Source organism: Gillisella terrae, from assembly GCF_004801395.1.
GTDB classification, from domain to species: domain Bacteria; phylum Pseudomonadota; class Alphaproteobacteria; order Rhizobiales; family Rhizobiaceae; genus Allorhizobium; species Allorhizobium terrae.
The window spans coordinates 86,180-102,910 of record NZ_SSOA01000005.1 but is presented as its reverse complement, the minus strand read 5'-3'; the positions used below and the strand labels follow the sequence as shown (position 1 = coordinate 102,910).

Sequence of the window (16,731 nt, the reverse complement as noted above, 5' to 3'; positions counted from 1 at the left end):
ACCTATTCAATTTTATGTATAACTTTCTCCTTAAATCCATTCCGATTGAAGGTGCAAGTTATGCAGACGAAGCGTCTACAGCCAAGGAATGGTGCTTTACAAAAGACTTGCTTCATCAAGAATTATCTTGCGGACCCACTCGGCGGCGGGATCGCTTTTGTGGACTTGCGACCATTGCAGCGCCTCTGTAAACGGAGGAAGTGGCACCGGTAGTTCAAATATTCGCAGCGGCATTGTGCGCGACGCCTGCATTGCCAGACGTTCACACATTGTCCCGATGCGGTTCGTTCCCACAATCAAATGTGGAACCACGGTAAAGCTCTGAACCGTGACTTCGATGCGCCGTTGCAGTCCATGCTCAACCATAAGCCAGTCTTCTATCGATGGCTTGTGCGAGCGGCCAAATTGCGTGGCGACATGGCCCATGGACATATATTGTCTAAATGACGGCGCGTCTGCGATTTCGGGATTATCCCGCCAGGCAACGCCCACCAATCTTTCCTCAAAGAGCGGTTCCTTATGGAATGATGATGAGAGGAAAACATTCGGAAAAATCAGGAAATCCACTTCACCACGGCGGATCAACTCGTCCGGCTTTTCATCAAACGGCAGCAGATCGAAGGTGATCTTCGGGGCCACGCGGGCTATGCGTGCCACAACGCGGCAAAACAGCATATGCATCGCGTAATCGGACAGAACGACACGGAAACAACGGTCTGAGACAGTGGGATCGAAGGTGTCTCGCGTTGCCAGCATGGCCTTGATATGCAACAGCGCCTCGCGCGTCGGCGTCGCCATCGCTTCGGCAAACGGGGTCGGGATCATCTGACGTCCCTGCATTCTAAACAAATCATCATCGAAATAGGCCCGCAGTCGGGCGAGAGCCGCACTCATGGCGGGCTGACTGAGGTTCAGCTTATTCGCAGCAACCGTGAGGTTGCGTTCGGCCAGCAGTTCATTGAGCGCTACAAGGAGATTGAGATCAAGGCCCTGGAATCGCATCTCGTGTCCCCCTTCGCGTTCTGCTTTCCCGTCTCCATCCATAGTATGGATGGATTATGTTTAAGTAATCGATTTTTTATATGAATGGCAACGCAGTTACGGAGGGATAGGGGCGGTGGGATAGGGACGGCGCTATCAAGCGCCCCGCCAAAGACTATGCCGCTTCTGTAACCGACCTGCACGCCCGATACGACCGCGCATTTTGCAGACGCAGAGCACCTGTCCCGAAGCGATGTGTTTAGGCCCTCCCCATTCCCTCATGTCACGCCGGAACACCAACGGACCGAGGTCGCGCGGCGCTGTATTTACTCCCAAAAATAAACCATAGCGAGAAGCAAATAAAAAGAGAATCTACCTTGAAGGGTGTTTTTGTTTCGGATAACTCTACATTTGCGTGTATTAAATATAAAAATACCGCATAAGATGCACTCTTATGTGTGTGGAGGCTGAAATGGGCAGGCATCTTTGGCAAATGGCGCAGCGGTTGGCGCGCGGTTTTCAGCATGGAAAGAAAATTTCCCCGGTGCCATGGCGGCAAGGGGTATTGGCGGGCTTGATAATGGCCTGTCTTGGGTGGGCTAATGTAGCGAATGCCTCAGACCATGCAGACCCCAGCAATCTGATGGGACCGGAAAGCAATATTACGGATCTTTTCTTCTTTCCCGATGGCGATCGGCTGGTGCTGATCTTCAATGTCCGCCGGGCCTTGAGTACAAAGCCGCCCTATGATCTTACGCCCTACACCTATGAGGTGAATCTTGATCTGACCACGCCGGTGTCCTTTGACAATCCAGCCGATGTTGCCCGTTATGGCGGCACGGTGACGGCTCCGGCAAAACTTCATGCCGACGCCAAGGTGCGCATCCGTCTCAACAATGACGCCGGACTTGATCGGATCGACTATGAGGGGTTGCAGAACACTGCCGATATTCGCACCAGCTTCGGTGTGCGGGACGATCCGTTCAATTTTCCGCGCTTTTACGGTGTCAATACCATCAGCATGGTCATGAGCCTTCCCCGCAGCGCCTTCCCGGCTGGGCAGAAGACGTTTATTTTGTGGGGCACCACCGCCAAGGACGGTATGCAGATCGACCATGTCGGGCGCTCCATCCGCACCCAATTGCCACGCTTTGGCTTTCTCAACACCATCGCTCCCAACCAGCAATTACCCGCGCTGATAGAGCACTCCATGCGTACGAATGATCTCTATAACTTTCTGAAAGGCAATAAGCAGTGGTGGTCTGGTGCGTTGGCCGACCTGATGGAAACGACGTTTCTCTTGCGCAAATATGACAACCAGCCGGATGTGATGATCTACACGGATCAATTCAAGGTCGGCTACCCGAATGGTCGGCTGCTGACCGATGACGTTGTGGCGCAGACCTGTGCGACAGGCGATTGTCTGCTGATGGATTTATCCTTCATCGAAGGAGGTTTCCCCCGTTCGACGACAAACGACAAACCATTCCTGTCTGAATTTCCTTATCTCGCCGAACCATGGCCCGAAAAGCCACCGGCACCACCACCAACCCGCTCGCTGACGCCCTATATCGTTGCGGCAGTTATCCTGTTGCTTTTGGCATCCTGGGCTGTGGTGCAAGGCTTGCGGTTTATCTTGCGTCACCTGTGGCAGGTGGTTCGGAATATCTATGCACTTGCGACAACGTGAGGATGAAAAAGGGCGCTGGCCAGCGGAGTGGGCAGCGCTGGCTTTTGGGCTGGCGCTGCTGCTTGCGGGACAGGTCTTTGCCCATGATTTCTGGATAGAGCCATCAAGCTTCACCCCCGGCGCAGGTACCGCCGTCGCCATTGATTTGAGAGTTGGCGAGGAGTTTGTCGGCGATTCCGTGCCGCGGCGGGCGCGGACAATAGACCGCTTTGAATTTTACACCGGAAGCAACACCCGGCAGCCGATCTCTGGTGCCGACGGACTATCCCCGGCGGGGACAATTGTGGCGGATGGCGGGCGCACAATGCTGATTGCCTATAGCGGGGCTGGCGGCACCGTTACCCTACCCGCTGATCGCTTCACAAGCTATCTTGAAAGCCACGGATTGGAATGGGTGATCCGTGAGCGAGCCACGCACTCCGAGACCCCGAATCCGGGGCTGGAAAATTTCTACCGCCATGCAAAAACCCTGCTTGGCGGGGCGGTGGCAGACCCCTCTTTGGGCAGCAAGGCGGTGGGGCAGACCCTGGAGATCCTCGTCGATGGCGATCCGACGCATGACCGCGCACCTTTGGTGACCGGGCGCGTGCTTTGGCACGGACGCCCCCTTGTCGGCGGCCTGCTGATTGCAAGAGCAAGTGCCGATCCACGCCACCCGCAAAGCATACGCACAGACACACAAGGCCGATTTTCGCTGACAGTTGACCATGGCGGCATCTGGTTGCTGCAAATCGTCTGGATGGAACGCACAGGCTGGTTCAGCAGCGAAGATTGGCAAAGCCATTGGTCGTCCCTCACATTCGAAAAGCCACACACTTGATGAAAAGCTATCTTCTCCTCTTTTTGCGCTCGTTGGCGCTCCTTTTGCCGATGCTGCTGCCTCAAGTGTCTGCCGCCCACGAAATCGGCGAAAGCCGCGTTGTCGTTGCGCTGAACGCCACATCCTGGACCGCGCTTGTCACCACCGCGCCCACCGCGCTCATCAACCGGCTGGAGTTGGCGGCAGGGATGCTTCCAAGCTGCGACCTTGATGAAGCGCGCGCGCTTGCAACCCTCAAACGGTTGCAGGGCGAACTCCCCTCCCATTTCCATATCACTCTTGATGCCGTGCCGGTGCCCATAACGGTAGACGTTGAGACGCTTGAAATCCCGGCGGATATCACGCGCCCTGCGTTTGTGGTGTTGAAGGTGCAAGGTGCAATGCCAGACCATGCCAAATCGATGATCTGGCAGTTTGATCTTTTGAAAAGTCGCTACACTCTGCAACTTGCTGAACGCACCCACTGGCTTGACGGAGATCAGCCGAGCGCAGCGATGCCGCTTGCTCCAGAGCAGGCGCAGACCGTGGTGCAACTGGTCAGCGAATATGTCCAGCTTGGCTTTACCCATATTATTCCCGGCGGCCCGGATCATGTGTTGTTCGTGCTGGGGCTGGTTCTTCTGACAACACGCTTAAGACCTTTGCTCACGCAAATCACCGCATTCACCGTGGCCCATTGCCTGACGCTCCTGCTGGCGCTGGAGGGTGTGATTGCACTGCCAGCCACAGTGGTTGAGCCCCTGATTGCGCTTTCAATCAGCTATGTGGCGATCGAGAATATTCTGGTGCGGCGGATGACACCCTGGCGGCCCGCACTGGTCTTCGGCTTTGGGCTGATGCACGGCCTTGGCTTTGCCGGTGTGCTGACTGAATTGGGGCTCCCAGCGCAAGACCGCCTTGCTGCGATCCTCGCGTTCAATATCGGTGTCGAAGCGGGCCAGCTCACCATTGTTGGTGTTGTGTGCGGGCTCGCGCTTTTCTGGTGGAAAGACAAGCCGTGGTACCGCACCCGCATCGTCTATCCAGCATCGCTTGCCATCGCCCTCATCGGCCTTTACTGGACGGCAGAGCGGATCATCGGGTTTTGATGGTGCGGAAATTCTTGTGACGATGTAACACTTTTACAGCACCGTGCGCCATATATGGCGCACAAAGGATGCTGTAACACTTTAAAGCTGCTGCATAATTTTCACCTTAAATCGATTCCGATTTAAGGAATTAAGCAGTATTCAAAATTCTGGCCAGAAAACAGATCACTGTTTTCGGGCCAGAACTGTGGTGTCAGTCTTTATTCGGCGGCCGTTGCGCCGTTTGACGCAGCGCGCATAGGCACCACCGTATCAGTCGCCTTGAGCTGCTGGGAAAGCGCGCTCAAAATCGCTTCCAGATCACCGCCTTGCACCGTTTTTGGTATGCCTGACAGCAATTCATCAACGATTTCAAACCCCAGAGAACGGTAGCTTTCAAACTGTGACTCATCAAACCACTGGTCGGCGGTCGGATCGTGCGGGAAGCGTTCGTCCTCATTGGCATAGGCCCGAATCCCGGCCTCTTCCGTGCCGTGATAGCTTGGCTTGATGTAGAGAATATAGCCATCCTCCCCGCCCCCGTCGGCATCGGCATAATGGATGTGACCGATGGTGCAATATGGGGCCGTGCTTGGCTTTTCGCCGGGGCGGATGCGGGGCTGTAATTGATCGAGATGAGGAAAAGTGATCGAAACACCGAGATCAATTTGAATCTTGCGCACCGCATTGCCGAGGTCGGCAAAGGTGAAATCCGGATCGCAGCCCGCGTCCGACAGAACGATCAATCGAACACGTCGCCTGACCATCTCGTAAAGACCGAGATTTTCGAAATGGCCACCGTCGGAGAGGTTGATATAGGCCCGATCAGAGGTAGTAAGGCCAAATGCTTCCTGAAGCCATGGAAGAATTGCCTGACGTGGCCCGCTCAAACGCCATGTATGGTTGCCTTGTAGCCCGGGGTTGCCAAGCCACCAGCCAAGCCGGATGTTGAACAGCGCAAACAGAAGCGTTATCGACGGTGACGAATTATAACCCATGTTGGGATTGGCCGCAGCCCCCGAAACGGCCATGGCCGTGCCAAGCGAAATGCCCCGTTTGCCGCCATAGAGCGCCGATGGCCGATAGGCACCGGTATAGCGCCCGGAATGGCCGCGCCAGGTGTTGCGCGGATTGAGATCGGCGGCTCCGGCATGGCGCGGCGTGATGACAAATGACATTGCCTTGCGCTGTTGCCACGCCTTGTTGCGGGTGGAAACCACATTGAGCGTACAATTGACCACATGGAAAAGGCGCGACACGCGGGGCGCATCCCGCTCCGCAGCCTGCGGCCAGATGGTGTTTATCAGCGGGTTGTCTTCAAGGTCGAAGCCGGTAAAGGGATTGGGCTTACGGTTGCGATGCGTGGCACCGAGATAGGCGCGCACCAGCCGGTTGCGATAAAGGTCATGCAGGGAAAACCGGTTGATGTTGACACTGCGTGAGACGACATAGGCCAGCGCCGCCGAAAGCACGAAGCCGCACAGAAGGTGTAGAAGCAACGCACCCTCTGACACAGGCGGGTCAACCTGTTGGCCAAACAACAGTGTATCAAGCTCTGTATTGGCATCGCTGATGGTGACAGGCGCTTTGATCGCATTTGCCAAGAGCAGATCCAGCAGCGATCCGCCCAAAAGCAGGTAATCGAGAACACCGGATAGCACGATCAGCAACAGGGCCAGAAACACCTGCCCACCAACGATCTGCAGAAGCTTGCGCACCCGCGCAAGTGAGCTGACCACCACCCCTCGCTCCGCCCCCTCGCCGCTACTGCCACTGCCGAGCAGGGCAATGCCTGCGGTTGCGGCAAGGCCGCCGCCCGTCAGGGACTGGTAAAGGTAGGTCGTATCCTCAAGCAGGGCATCCATCAGGCGTGAGCCGAGCAAACCAAGCACAACGGTCGCGGTTGCGCCGATGCCCGCCGCAACAAAAAGGCCTGCGGCGCGGGCAAGCCACTCGCGCTGCGCATCGGAGCGGGTTTCGCTGCTGGTGGCGGCAACATAAATGGTCTCAGCCGTGATCTGCGCCATCAGCAGCCACGGCGGGCCGAACACAACAAGCGCCAGAAGCCGCGCCGGGGCATAAAGCGTATTCACCAGAAGCATCAGCCCTGCGTAAACAACAGCGCCCCAGACAAGACCTGCCACCATCCACCGCGCCAGCCTGAGCCAAGGATTGTGAGGCTGATGAAGATGGGTGCGAAACGACAAGACGAAGCTTGTGAAAAACACACCGACACCGATGGCAAGCACAAGGGGTATCGAGGGCGCTCGCGCATCCCACCCTATCGGCAAAATGGCCCAGGTGGTGAGAAAAACACCGCCGAGAGCCGCCAGAACAAGATCAAATTTCACGAACCGTGTCTGGTTGCCGCCTTCGCCATTACCAAGGGAATAATTGGTGAGCGTGTAGCGCTGCCCAAGCAGCAAAAGCAGCGCTCCCGCACCCAACAGCGTCCATCGCGCGGCTGGACTATCGCTCAAGGGGCCGGTTGCCCCCACCCACGAGATCGATACCAGCACGATTTTGAGCAACAGAAGGGCCGTTGCAAGGGCTGAAATCACCAAAAGCCAAATCAACACCAGATTGCGCACCACAATGGCCGCAGCCGTCCAGGTGTCAACCGATGTCAGCCCCACCTGCGGTGTCAGATAGTTGCTGTCGCGGCGCAGATCCCGGATCGGCGGTGGCTCCACGTCTGGCCCCTCCGGTCGCTGGGTCAACTGTTGTTGCACCTCACGAAAGCTTTCGCGGCTGAGCCAGGCCGAGAGCCAACTGCCGATATAGCCACCCCCTGACACGGTGGAGAGATAGCGAAAACGCCCGAGAAGGGCGTCCTCGGGGTTGGCCGCCTGATTTGCCGATCTTTTCGGGTGCGTCGCCAAAGCCTGCAAGACACCGAGCGCAAAGGTTGCGCTGCGGATACCGCCGCCCGAGATGCACAGTGCCGAGCGGTTTAGCCCGTTCAGCCTTCGGTTCAGCGCCACGCCTTCAACATCATGGGAGATGACCTCACCCTCGATCTCGAAGGCCTCTTGCCGAAGCAGCGTTTCGGTGTCGATCGGTGTTCCGAGGAAGTCCTTGTCCATCACATCTTCCTTAAGGTTTCTGGTTACCCTCGGGCGCGGCCGGATTGCTGCAAGATAACGTCAGCCGCTTTTTCGCCGATCATGTAGACAGCACTAACGATGAAGAAGCCGGGAATGCGCGGAAAGACACTGGCATCCACCACCCGCAGGCCGCGCACCCCATGCACGGTGAAATCGCTGGCCAGCACGCCAAATTGGTCACGCGGTCCGATCGGGCATGTGCAGGAGGCATGATGGCCCCAGGCATTGTCGCGCACGAATTGGCGAAGCGCTTCGTCGCTTTGCACCTGCTCACCCGGCAGATGTTCTTTGACGATCAGGCCGAGCCTTTTCAAAGGTGCTGTCATGGTGCGAACAAATTTGATACCAGCGACGACGGAATCGAGATCGGCCCCGTTCTCGTCATTCCCTTCTTCGAAATAGCGAAACTCGATCTGGGGTCTGTCGCGTGGATCAGCAGAGCGCAATGTGACGGAGCCTGCCGTATTGACCGTATGGGCCTTGAGGATGGCCCAGGTGAGATAGTCCAGATGAGCTGGGAAAAGCGCTGAATAGCCGGGGAAGTAACCGCGAAACAGACCAAGCAGGCCGAAGCAGAACAGATCCGGCAGCGGGCGCTCCGGCAAAGAGCGTTTGATAACGGCAAGCACCGCACCATTCGTGGTATAGACACCACCGCGCCGTTTTTTCCACTCGTTATATTGGGGATCGCCCGCAGCAAATTTTGCCCCCTTCAGCACTTCCCAATTTTTGTTCATCTGGTTGACGACACCCACCTCGTAGCGATCCTGCATATTGCGGCCAACGCCGGGAAGATCGACACGCACGGGAATGCCGTGCTCCTCCAGATGCTCTTTCGGGCCGATGCCGGACAGCATCAAAAGTTGCGGCGTGTTAAATGCGCCTCCAGACAAGATCACTTCGCGGGAGCAGAGGATTTCGCGGCGTGGAGGCTCGGCATCGACCGGGTTATAGGCCGCACGATACAGGCGTTCTCCCTGCATCACCTCAACGCCAATGGCCTGACTATGATCATCAAACAGAACACGGGTCACCAGCGTATTCAAAAGAATCGTCAGCCGCTCAGGATAGCGCGCCTGAACCTCCAGCACACGCTCACGCGTCCCCAAACGCTGGTGGTTGCGATTGGACAGGGGTGGATAGCAAACACCCGTGGCGTTTTTGCGCACAAGGCGCCAATCGTTCGGATCTCCCTGACCTTGAACAGTCCAGTCAAATCCTTCTTCTCGGTTGGGTTGCGCCTTGCCTGCCTTGACGGCGCTGTCGAAGATCGTACTCACAAGCTCCCTGTCGCCAAGGGCCTCAAGCGGAATGGCCTTTTCTGTCCGCAGCCAGCCCTTCCATCCATGTCGTGTCGGGTTCCAGCCAAGCTTTGCCAGCCAGCGATAGAGAAAGAAGCGGTGGTGGCAATTTTCCATGCGCTCGAAAATCTTGCGCATGTTCTCGTGGTTCCAGCTATCGTCGCCGGTCAACTCGGCAATGCCATCCCAATCGGCATTGTGGGGGTAGACGAAGATCTGGGCATTGTGTGCAGTGCAGCCGCCGAGCGTTCCAGACCGCGGATAAAGCACGCCATCCTCTTCGGGAACGAATTTCGGATCGCGTTCCTGAAGTTTGCGGCTGGAATAGTGGCGCACGAAAAAGTCCCAGCGCATGGCAGTATTCTCAGACGCGAAGGGATGCATCACCGGCACATCATAATCATCCGGCAGGCGGTTTTCGCCCGGATAGGCGGGATCGCCGCCTTTCAACGTGCGTGGGTCGCCACCCGCTTCGATCAGCAGAACCGTCGCACCCGCTTCAGCCAGACGGGCAGCCAGTGTCCCTCCCCCGGCACCGGATCCCACAATGATATATTCGAATTTTTTGTCCAGCGCAGTGCTGGTATCTGTCCCCACCATGGACCCACCCTCGATGTTTTGGAAAATAAAAAAGCGGGGTGTTGCCACCCCGCTCGCACTCACAGGGTTTTCAGAAACGCGATCAGCGCTTCCTTATCGGCATTGCCAAGGCCGTCCGGAGCTGGCACGCCGCCAATGCTCGGCACAAGATCACTGCCAAAGTAATGGCCGCGATTGACCTCGAAATCTGCGCATTTGCTGAGCGACAGAAGTGGCCCCTTGAGGTTTGCAAACACCTTGATGGCATCCGCATCGCTGGCATTGGCACCCAGCGCCTTCAGGTCTGACTTGATCTTGAGGAGAAGCGAAACAAGCTTCGCATCCTGCTCGAGGTTCTGGATCTTATTGGCCTCATCGAGACGCAATTCGAGGTTTGAGAGGATGTTAACCGGCGTGCCCTTCGGAATTGGTCCGATCTTCACCCCGCCATCACCAAACAGCCAGGGCAGGTAGCGCTCCAGCGGGCCAATGAGCTTGGCCAAACCATTCGGCAGATAGCCTGCTGGCACTTCCAGATAAGAGGTCGCGTCTGTGCGATAGATTTCACCGACACCCTTGTTGCCAAGGAATTCGTCTTTCTTGCGCGTCTCGGGCCACAGCATCTGGCGTATACCCGCCTCAAAAGCGTTGACGCGATATTCGACCGTCGGGTTCGGGCTATAGGCCCCCATCTCATTGCCAACGCTGTTGTTGAGCAGATAAGGCGCTGTCGACCAGAGGCTGGCCAGATTTGCAGGACGGGTATAGCCGCGCCCACCCGCAGGCATGGCATAATCCATCTGCTCGCCGGTGAAAGGATCCTTGATCTTGATCGTGCCAACCGAGGGCAGGTCTTTATAGGACTGGGAGGTGAAATTATCCCAGATATTGCCCGCGATACCATTGGTGGCGAGCGGCGAGCAGGCATTGGTTTCCAGAAGGGTCACCGGCACGCGCATTTCGGTTGACAGATAATTGCCGTCGAGGAAGTCGGGACGCAGCGCGATTTCCGTCATGGCTTTTTTGTAAGCCGGGGTCTGGACATAGCCCCAATAGGCATTCCAGCGCTTCATATAGTCCGGCCCGACACTGTCACGCGGATCGACCCCTGCTGGGAAATCCGGCTGTTTGGACGAGTGGCAGGCAGCGCAGTTTTCCGCAAAGACGGTTTTGCCGCGGGCAAGTTGCGCCTCATCGGTTGACAGGAACTGCTTTCCTTCTGGCACATCCTTGAGCTTGTGCGGCGCACCGATGGAGTCATTGAGGAAGAACTGGGCAACAAACGGTGTCTGTTGTTCCGTCGCCTGCCAGTAGACGGAGTTTTTGCGACCATCTTCAATGCGGATCGGGCTGACGGATTTGCCGCCCAACAGCGGATTGAAGTGCAGCAACCATTCCTCACTGAACAGACCGATATTGATATAGACGCGGTTGAGCGCACCCAGCACACCCACCGAATCCGCGCCGTCTTTCAACACATGCGGCGTCCAGACCGTATCGGGTGCCTTGAAGGTTGAATCAAACGCCTCATAGCCGGGAAAATCCTTGAACTGCTTGTTATCAAGCCCGCCGCCAGCAAGCTTTTCCTTGCCAAGCCTGAGCCCAAGCTCTACCCGCTCCTTGGTCTGGTAGACCGCATTCATGGTGCGTGGGTTGTTGATATAATCGGTTGACACCAGCGAGGTATCCAGCGTGCCGGGCTTTGCCGTATGCACCAGCTGGAAGATGAAATTTTTCTGGTTGGCATCCCAGGAGAAGATACGGTCGATCCAGAAAAACTGTGCGCCGACCACCGAAGACAGGTTTTCCCACTTGGGATTGTTCGGATCGGCTGGCGAATTGGTCGGATCGGGACCGACATGACAGAAGCCGCAACCCATGCCAACACGGTAAGGCCGCACCAGATCCTTGCGGTTGTAATAGCTCGGATCATTGTAATAGCGTTCAGCATCCCATTCCTTGGCCGCCTTCTCATCAAAGGCTGGATTGGGAAACAGGCGCAAACCCACAATGCCCGTCGGCTCGCCATAAAACGAGCCAACCGGCAGGGTTTTGCCGGTTTTCGGATCGACCGTCTTGCCACGCCCGCCAATGGCAACGCCCTTGTATTTATCGGCATTGGCGAAAGGATCGGCTGCGCATTTTGAATCACGCACATCGAGCCACAGGCCAAAATGTTCGGGATCGGGTCCGGTTGGCTTGCTGAAGCAAGGCTCATTGACAAGCCCGAGATAATCCCAGCGATTGTCGCGCGTGGCTTTGAGGCCGGGATAGCTGGAAATCGTCTTCAGGAGGTCAAAACTGCCAAAGGAAGAATTGGTGAGGCCGTCCCACAACCGATCATTGCCGCCGGTCCAGACAATCCAGTTGTTGCGGCCTTTTACCTCGTCGGCTGACAGCTTCACGCCCTTGTAGCCGCCATCCATATTGGCAAAATAATCTTCATCGGCGGCCGGAAACGACTTGAGGTCGCGGCCAGCCAGCATGGCTTCGTCTTTAACCTGCCCCGGTTTTGGGCCTCCGCCGCCACCGCCCGTCAAAAGTGTTGCTGCGACGGCAACGCCCGCCACAACAACGACCGCGCCAGCGGTCCACCATAAGAACCTGCGTTTCGCCATTTTCGCCCCCTAAACACTTAAAAGGTGTATTAGAAAATAAATCCCTAATAGGTAGCGGTAACACTCGCGCAGGTAGATTTGCAATCACGCACTCTCTTTCAAGTGATATTTTTCCGCAATACACCCAAAAAGAGTACATCGCAAAGCATACATCACAAAACCGAATGCTTCTTAAGGTTGCGATTCTGAAGGCTTTCCGGTGAAGCCCTTGCAACGTCTCTTCATGGGGTGATCATCAAGCGCTTACACGCCAAATTGATCGGCCTGTTGCATGCCACTGGCCCCAACATCAGCGCGGGTGAATGGCGCGAACATAAAATAAACATATCCATTTGAGACGCGCGTAAAAGCTGAAGAACAATCATAATGACAGTTCACGGTCATTGAGGCTGCTCTGACAGGCGCGTTGCCATCCGCGGGATCAATTGACGGATGGGTGATGAGCTTTCCTTTTGCTGCCAAAAACCATATTTGTTTTGCCAACGTTCTTGCAGATAACCCGACACGATGAATTGGATTTAAGTGGAATGCGTAAATGTTATGGCTTGCTTGGTGTGTTTCTGGCGATCACCTCCTCGACATATGCGATGGCTGCGGCACCGCCGCAACCTTTGGCACCTCTGAAGGAACAAGGGCAAGCTGCTGAGCTGAGTGCAAAGTTTCTTGAGCGATTCAGCTATAGGCCCGTTCCGCTCGACGATGCCCTGTCTGCCAAAATTCTGGACCGATTTATCAAAGCGCTGGATCCGGACCGCATGATATTTCTTCAGGCGGACATTGATAAATTTATGGTCGATAGCACCAGGATTGATGACGCCATCAAGCAGGGAGACCTGCATATCCCGTTTTCGATTTTCAACGTGTATGAGCAGCGTATAAGCGAGCGGATGACGTATGCCCGCAGTCTTTTGGGGCAGAATTTTGATTTCAGCGTCAAGGAAGATTATCCCTTCCTGCGTGAGAAAAGCCCGTGGTTCAAATCTGAAGCCGAAATGAATGACCTTTGGCGCAAGCGCGTCAAAGGCGATTGGTTGCGCTTGAAGCTGACGGGCAAGGCTGACGCTGCCATTCGCGACACCCTCGACAAACGCTATCAAAGCTCGCTTGAGCGCATCTCCCAATATAAGAGCGAGGACGTCTTCCAGTCATTCATGGATGCGTTCACAAATTCTGTTGATCCGCATACGGATTATTTCGGCGCGCGCGCGTCCGCAGAATTCGATATTTCCATGAAGCTTTCGCTGGTCGGCATTGGTGCGGTGTTGCAGGAGCGCAATGACTATACCACGATCCGTGAGCTCATCGCCGGTGGCCCTGCACAATTATCGGGCAAGCTGGCGGTCGGAGATCGTATTGTCGGCGTTGGTCAAGGTGAAGACGGTCCGATCAAGGAAGTGGTCGGCATGCGTCTTGACGAGATCGTGCAATTGATCAGAGGTGCCAAGGATTCCGTCGTGCGGCTGGATATCTTGCCCGCAGAGGCAGGGCCGGAAGGCGGTCACCGTATCATCAGTCTGACGCGCGACAAAGTCAGCCTCGACAAGCAGGCCGCCAAGAAAACCATGCTGTCGGTCAAAGATGGTGATGTTACACGCAAGATCGGCGTGATCACGCTTCCAGCCTTTTATGAGGATTTCGAAGCGCGGATGAACGGCGACAAGGATTACAAAAGCGCAAGCCGCGATGTCGCCAAGCTTCTTGGGGAGCTGAAGCAGGAAAACGCCGATGGCGTGGTGATTGACCTGCGCAACAATGGTGGCGGTTCGCTGACCGAAGCGGTGGATTTGACTGGCCTGTTTATTGGTAAGGGTCCGGTTGTCCAACAACGTGGTGCCGATGGTGCGATCAAGGTGGAAAAGGACGATCTGCCCGCCCCCGTCTGGACTGGTCCTGTTGAGGTGTTGATCAATCGCGGCTCGGCTTCCGCTTCAGAGATTTTTGCTGCTGCGATTCAGGACTATGGGCGTGGCTTGATTATCGGCGAGCCCAGCTTCGGCAAAGGCACAGTACAAACCATGGTCAATCTTGATCAGGTGGCCAACAACAAAAAGCCGAAATTCGGCGAGCTGAAATTGACGATTGCTCAGTTCTTCCGTGTCAACGGCGGTACGACGCAGTTGCGGGGCGTGACGCCGGATATTGTTTTACCGGGCCTGTACGATCCCAAAACCTTCGGCGAAACGAGTTACCCAAATGCACTGCCATGGACACAGATCAAGCCTGTGAACTATACGCCCGTTGGCACGATTGCGGCGCGCTTGCCACAACTGCAACGCCTGCACGACGAGCGCGTGCGCAACGATGCCGATTTCCAACGGTTTGTTGAAGACATTGCGGAATTGAAGGCGCTTCGCGAAAAAGGCGTTGTGTCGCTCAACGAAACCGAACGCAAAAATGAGTTGGCTGCTCAGGCAAACCGCCTCAAGGAGCGAAAGAAACTCGATGACGGGCTGGAATTGGGCAATGATGATGGCATGCAATCGGACGAGCGCAGCCTGAGCGCTGATATTGCCCTTGAAACAGCGCGCAAGAATGCCAAGGACGTGCTGCTCAACGAAGCCGCCGCAATCCTTGCCGATGATGTCGGCTTGCAAAAGAAGTAAGAACAGATCGCACCAACAGGAAAAAACCGGGGTCATTGAAAATAACCCCGGTATTTCGCCCAGTCTTGTGCCCAGTCTTGTGATTGAAAGCCGCTCAATTCGCTACAAAACAGCTTGCAAACCTTCAAGCGTTTAAAACAAAATGCCCTTGCGCAACTTCCGTATAGGTGCGTGACGGCAGAATATGGTTGATTGAGCGGATCGGACTTTTCAGCTCTTCATTGTCCACAGATGCTCTGACGCGACGGCGATCAGGATCAGGGACCGGCACGGCGGCCATCAATTTTCGCGTATAGGGATGGGCGGGATTGCCAAAGACGGAGGCACGGGGGCCGATTTCGACAATTTCGCCCAGATACATCACCGCCACCCGATGGCTGACGCGCTCCACCACCGCCATGTCGTGGCTGATGAACAAAAACGCAAGGCCAAGGCTTTGTTGCAGATCCAGCATCAGGTTGACCACCTGCGCTTTCACCGACACATCCAGCGCCGAAACGCTTTCATCGGCAACAATCACTTTCGGCTCCAGCGCCAAAGCACGGGCAATACAGATGCGCTGACGCTGACCGCCGGAAAACTCATGTGGATAGCGCTTTGCCATGGCGGGTGACAGGCCCACCTTGGTCAGCAGATCGGCCACCACCTCTCTGGCTTGGGCGGCGGTGCCCATTTTATGTTCTAGATAGGGTTCTGCAATGGCAGCCCCCACCGTCATGCGCGGGTTGAGGCTGGCAAACGGGTCTTGAAAAATCATCTGCACGGATTTTCGCAAAAGCCGCATGTCATGCTTGGGCAAAGCGAGAATATCGCGCCCCTCGACCATGACTGAACCGCTGTTCGGCTCAATCAGGCGCAGAAGCGCCCGCCCCGTGGTCGATTTTCCGCAACCGGACTCGCCCACCAATGACAGGGTTTCTCCGGCCATGAGATCGAAAGACACGTTTTCGACCGCATGAACACGGCCGGTCAAGCGGCCAAACAGACCCGAGTGAATATCAAAACGCTTGACCAGATCCTTGACTTGCAACACCGGCACTGCATGCCTTTGCACCGTGTCGGCCACCTCTGTGGTTTCTCCGGCAACACCCGTTAAAGGATCAACAAAGGGAAAGCGCACGGGCCGGTTAAAAGCCTGAAGTGATCCCAGCACCGGCACCGCCCCCAACAGCGCGCGCGTATAGGGGTGCTGACCATGGCGGAAAATGTCTTTGGTCGTGCCCGTTTCCACCTGTTCGCCGCGATACATGACCACGGTGCGATCAGCAATTTCAGCCACCACACCCATGTCATGGGTGATGAACAAAACAGAGGTGCCCTCCTCATCCTGCAACAGCTTGATCAGATCGAGAATCTGCCCCTGAATGGTCACATCCAGCGCTGTGGTCGGCTCATCGGCAATCAAAAGTTTTGGCTTCAATGCCAGCGCCATGGCAATCATCACCCGTTGGCGCATACCGCCAGACAATTGATGCGGATAATCATCAAAACGGCTTGCGGCTGACGGAATGCGCACCTTATCCAACAGCCGAATGGTCTCGGCTCGCGCCTCCGCCACACTCATCGCTGTGTGGCAAAGCAGTGCTTCGGAAATCTGATCCCCCAACGTAAACAGCGGATTGAGGCTGGTCATGGGCTCTTGAAAGATCATGGCCACGTCCGCACCGCGGACTTTGCGCATCTCCGTTTCCGGCAGGGCCAAGAGATCACGCCCCTCCAGCAGCACACGCCCCGCCACGCGGCTCATGGCCGGTGGCAGAAGCCGCATGATCGACAGCGAGGTCACGCTTTTTCCAGACCCACTTTCACCGACAATGGCCACGGTTTCCGCAGGCTTGACGGAAAAGGACACATCCCGAACCACGGATTTCCACTGCCCATCCACCAGAAACGAGGTGGTCAGGTTTTCAACAGTAAGAACGGGAGCCGGGAGTGCGGGTGATACGGTCTGGGGAAGGGTCATGG

General features: G+C 56.1%; 9 protein-coding genes. 4 read left to right on the top strand and 5 right to left on the bottom strand.

The features are described 5' to 3' along the window. Positions 1 to 96: 96 nt before the first annotated feature. On the bottom strand, positions 97 to 1,002 hold the full coding sequence (locus tag E6C51_RS11930; protein WP_190236107.1) for a LysR family transcriptional regulator: 906 nt from the start codon (positions 1,000 to 1,002) through the stop codon (positions 97 to 99). Positions 1,003 to 1,453: 451 nt separating this feature from the next. Here E6C51_RS11930 and E6C51_RS11925 point away from each other — a divergent pair, with 451 nt between their 5' ends. Genes E6C51_RS11925 through E6C51_RS11915 form a run of 3 tightly spaced genes read left to right on the top strand, consistent with a single transcriptional unit; the run spans position 1,454 to position 4,579 of the window. After that, complete coding sequence (locus E6C51_RS11925; protein ID WP_190236106.1) at positions 1,454 to 2,671, top strand: hypothetical protein; 1,218 nt, start codon at positions 1,454 to 1,456, stop codon at positions 2,669 to 2,671. After that, positions 2,652 to 3,491: a DUF4198 domain-containing protein gene (locus tag E6C51_RS11920; protein ID WP_190236105.1), complete on the top strand. Its 840-nt coding sequence runs from the start codon at positions 2,652 to 2,654 to the stop codon at positions 3,489 to 3,491. Before E6C51_RS11925 ends, E6C51_RS11920 begins: the two co-directional genes overlap by 20 nt. Then, positions 3,491 to 4,579: a HupE/UreJ family protein gene (locus E6C51_RS11915; protein WP_190236104.1), complete on the top strand. Its 1,089-nt coding sequence runs from the start codon at positions 3,491 to 3,493 to the stop codon at positions 4,577 to 4,579. The genes E6C51_RS11920 and E6C51_RS11915 overlap by 1 nt, the downstream gene beginning before the upstream one ends. 200 nt (positions 4,580 to 4,779) lie before the next feature. Here the strand turns inward: E6C51_RS11915 and E6C51_RS11910 are convergent, their stop codons facing one another. The 3 genes from E6C51_RS11910 to E6C51_RS11900 are packed head-to-tail and all read right to left on the bottom strand — an operon-like array spanning position 4,780 to position 12,163. Next, positions 4,780 to 7,644 carry a patatin-like phospholipase family protein gene (locus tag E6C51_RS11910; protein ID WP_190236103.1) on the bottom strand — a complete coding sequence of 955 codons (2,865 nt, stop codon included), beginning with the start codon at positions 7,642 to 7,644 and terminating at the stop codon, positions 4,780 to 4,782. Between the two features lie 23 nt (positions 7,645 to 7,667). Next, positions 7,668 to 9,566 carry a GMC family oxidoreductase gene (locus E6C51_RS11905; RefSeq protein WP_190236102.1) on the bottom strand — a complete coding sequence of 633 codons (1,899 nt, stop codon included), beginning with the start codon at positions 9,564 to 9,566 and terminating at the stop codon, positions 7,668 to 7,670. Between the two features lie 59 nt (positions 9,567 to 9,625). After that, positions 9,626 to 12,163, bottom strand: a complete 2,538-nt coding sequence (locus E6C51_RS11900; protein ID WP_190236101.1) for a c-type cytochrome — start codon at positions 12,161 to 12,163, stop codon at positions 9,626 to 9,628. A 527-nt stretch (positions 12,164 to 12,690) separates the two neighbouring features. Here E6C51_RS11900 and E6C51_RS11895 point away from each other — a divergent pair. After that, on the top strand, positions 12,691 to 14,766 hold the full coding sequence (locus E6C51_RS11895) for a carboxy terminal-processing peptidase (protein WP_190236100.1): 2,076 nt from the start codon (positions 12,691 to 12,693) through the stop codon (positions 14,764 to 14,766). Between the two features lie 124 nt (positions 14,767 to 14,890). On the opposite strand, the gene E6C51_RS11890 is transcribed toward E6C51_RS11895, so the two are convergent. Next, on the bottom strand, positions 14,891 to 16,729 hold the full coding sequence (locus E6C51_RS11890) for an ABC transporter ATP-binding protein (RefSeq protein WP_190236099.1): 1,839 nt from the start codon (positions 16,727 to 16,729) through the stop codon (positions 14,891 to 14,893). Between the last annotated feature and the right edge of the window lie 2 nt (positions 16,730 to 16,731).

Coding starts and splice junctions, on each gene's coding strand:
- E6C51_RS11915 (WP_190236104.1), top strand. CDS start 3,491: ATGAAAAGCTATCTTCTCCTCTTTTTGCGCTCGTTGGCGCTCCTTTTG.
- E6C51_RS11925 (WP_190236106.1), top strand. CDS start 1,454: ATGGGCAGGCATCTTTGGCAAATGGCGCAGCGGTTGGCGCGCGGTTTT.
- E6C51_RS11920 (WP_190236105.1), top strand. CDS start 2,652: ATGCACTTGCGACAACGTGAGGATGAAAAAGGGCGCTGGCCAGCGGAG.
- E6C51_RS11890 (WP_190236099.1), bottom strand. CDS start 16,729: ATGACCCTTCCCCAGACCGTATCACCCGCACTCCCGGCTCCCGTTCTT.
- E6C51_RS11900 (WP_190236101.1), bottom strand. CDS start 12,163: ATGGCGAAACGCAGGTTCTTATGGTGGACCGCTGGCGCGGTCGTTGTT.
- E6C51_RS11895 (WP_190236100.1), top strand. CDS start 12,691: ATGCGTAAATGTTATGGCTTGCTTGGTGTGTTTCTGGCGATCACCTCC.
- E6C51_RS11930 (WP_190236107.1), bottom strand. CDS start 1,002: ATGCGATTCCAGGGCCTTGATCTCAATCTCCTTGTAGCGCTCAATGAA.
- E6C51_RS11905 (WP_190236102.1), bottom strand. CDS start 9,566: ATGGTGGGGACAGATACCAGCACTGCGCTGGACAAAAAATTCGAATAT.
- E6C51_RS11910 (WP_190236103.1), bottom strand. CDS start 7,644: ATGGACAAGGACTTCCTCGGAACACCGATCGACACCGAAACGCTGCTT.